Source organism: Kaarinaea lacus (assembly GCF_975902315.1).
Map to the genome: position 1 here is coordinate 1 of NZ_CDLKIE010000217.1, position 2849 is coordinate 2849.

At 47.0% G+C, this 2849-nt stretch carries 3 protein-coding genes; all 3 read left to right on the forward strand.

What is annotated here, in order from left to right; genetic code table 11:
• On the forward strand, positions 1-855 hold an 855-nt coding region (locus ACWVCM_RS06455; RefSeq protein WP_455200906.1), incomplete at its 5' end, for a dicarboxylate/amino acid:cation symporter.
• A gap of 81 nt (positions 856-936) precedes the next feature.
• Positions 937-1755, forward strand: a complete 819-nt coding sequence (locus ACWVCM_RS06460; protein WP_455200907.1) for a class II glutamine amidotransferase — start codon at positions 937-939, stop codon at positions 1753-1755.
• 289 nt (positions 1756-2044) lie between these two features.
• Positions 2045-2849 (forward strand): TonB-dependent receptor plug domain-containing protein (locus ACWVCM_RS06465; protein ID WP_455200908.1); only part of this gene is annotated, 805 nt, incomplete at its 3' end.

The following is a 2849-nucleotide window of genomic DNA, read 5'->3' on the forward strand; positions in this document are numbered from 1 at the left end:
ATTTTTGCCATGGTGATGGGTGTAGCACTGGTGATGATGGTACCAGCGCAGGCTAAACCGATGCTCGACCTCCTGGGTTCATTGCAGGAGGTTTGCATGACAGTAGTACGCTGGGCCATGTTACTGGCGCCCATTGCGGTCTTTGGATTATTGTCACAACTCACTGCAAAGCTTGGCCTGGACGCATTGATTGGTATGGCTATCTATGTAGGCACAGTGTTGCTGGGTTTGTTTCTTCTATTTATCGTATATCTCATCATCATATTTTTAGCCGCCCGGGAACATCCTTTTGCATTTATAAAATCAGTGCGAGATGTATTGCTACTGGCATTCTCGACCTCCAGCTCGGCAGCCGTTATGCCGTTGTCGATAAAGACCGCGGAAGAGAAACTGAAAGTCAGGCCCTCGGTGTCACAATTTGTCATACCACTCGGCGCAACGATTAATATGAACGGTACTGCCCTGTACCAGGGTGTTGCGGCGATATTTCTCGCCCAGGTCTTCGGTATTGAAATTGGTGTCGGTGGTATGGCACTGATTGTATTGACTTCGGTGGGTGCGTCTATCGGCGCCCCGGCAACACCTGGTGTTGGTATTGTGATTTTATCCATGGTGTTAGGTACTGTAGGTATCCCCGCCGCAGGTATTGCCCTGATCATGGGCGTGGATCGTATACTGGATATGAGTCGCACCGCGATTAATGTCAGTGGTGACCTGGTCGCCGCCAAACTCATGGACCGCTGGGTCGGCGCTAAAACCAGCTATAAAGATGAACTGGCCGGGCAAGCCAGGCGGGAAAGCATCCGGGAAGAAACCGGTGAAGATGTATTAACGCCTGAACATATAGAGGGTTGACGCAGCCTTTAATTGCCAGGCCACTTTCTTGGGAGCTTATCTATGTGTCGCTTCTTCGTTTACAAAGGTCGTGGGATGTTTATGTCGGACCTGCTTTTGAAAGCAGAACAGTCCCTCATTATGCAAAGCTATAAAGCCAAAGAACGTGAAGAACCCTTAAATGGTGATGGTTTTGGGGTTGGCTGGTATACTCCGGAAATCGATCCTGTACCTTGCGTGTTTACCAGCATCCAGCCGGCGTGGAGCAATCGAAATTTATTTCACCTCTCGGAAAAAATACGCTCCACCTGTTTTTTTGCTCATGTGCGTGCGGCAACACCCGGCGCTTTCGTGAGCGAATTTAACTGTCATCCGTTTCAGTACGAACAGTTCCTCTGGATGCATAATGGAAAGATAACTGAATTCCCGAAAATAAAACGCACCTTAAGAGAGTCATTACACGATGACTATTATAATTTCATTCAGGGAACGACGGATTCCGAACATGCCTTCGCTGTTTTTCTGAATAAATTAGGAGATAAAATACGCGACTACTCCACCACGGATCTTCTTGATGCACTGATAGCCACGATCTATCAAATAAAAGACTGGCAAGCCCAGGCAGGAATTACTGATTCCTCTTCACTTAATTTTGCAATTACCGATGGACAAAGTATTCTCGTTAGCCGCTACGCCACAAATACAGAAGTTGAACCACCAACGCTTTATATATCCAGTGGCGAGCAACTGGAAATTCGGGAAGGCAAATATCGAATGATCGCATCAAAACACCGGCCAAATGCTGTCATTGTTGCATCAGAACCACTTACTGCGGATCGATCAGACTGGAAGCAAGTGGTAAAAAATCATTTGGTCATGGTATCTCCAGAACAGCATATACAACAAGTACCTGTCGACTAAACAATAGTACAGTTTTTTTACTGAATCTTACTGTCGAATAGCCCGGTACCAGCACCCCCTGGTTTAATGAAGCATTAGAATCGTTTTTCTGAGTCAGTGCCGTCACAGTCAGAAATGAGTATCCTCTATTTTTAACAATAGTGGTTCGCTAATCCCTGGAATCCACGACAAATGGCAAATTTACAGTAACGCAATGACAACGAGGGAAACTTGCTCTAGAATCTATTAATCTATATTTTAATATCAGTGGTCTTGTCCCTCCAATCTCATAAGAAAATGAGGCGCGACAATGAATTGCCACACTTGTGTCAGCTTATTCACATCAGCTGCCTGCCGCTCACAGTCGTCACCTGCCGAAAATCTTCCTGCATCACGCAGTCTTATTGAATTGGCTATTTTGTGCCTCGTATTCCTGCCTGTTTTTGCCGAAGCACAATCCTCATCTGAAAAAGCGCCTGATCCACCAGTACAGGAGATAGCAGTATCGGAATTAGTGCAGATTCTGGAAGTGGAAACTGACATTGCGACCAAATCCAGGCTGAACGTGGATTTTGTACCAGGCATGGTGACCGTGTTAAATGGCGATGATCTGCAGGCACGTGGCATTCGCAATGTTTGGGAGGCACTGAGCCTGGTGCCGGGCTTCCAGCTTACCATAGACTCCACCGGTAACAAGGAGACCAATGTGAGAGGGCTGGAAAAGACTTATATTTCAGGCACTATCAAACTATTAGTAAACGGTATTGCCATGAACTCCACCCTGACCGGAAGTGCCGCCCGGGTTAAGGAAATTCCGATTGCGCAAGTCGAACGTATTGAAGTAATACGCGGCCCAGGTTCGGCTATTCACGGGGAGTATGCCTACACTGCCGTGGTTGATGTCATTACCAAAACCCAGCAAAACACTATCTTTGGTGCTGTCGAGAGTTATGATACCTACCGGCTCGGTGGTATGTATACCTGGTCAGATTCAGAGAAAGATTTACAGGGAAGCATCAACGTTGCGGCACTTGAATCCGATGGCGCTGATGTAGATTCAGGGTTAGATAAACTGTATGGCCTGGGCCAGGGATCAGTCTCAAATGCCCCGGGCC

What these genes read in the sequence shown, in the direction of transcription:
- ACWVCM_RS06460 (WP_455200907.1), top strand. Translation starts at nt 937, where the DNA reads ATGTCGGACCTGCTTTTGAAAGCAGAACAGTCCCTCATTATGCAAAGC.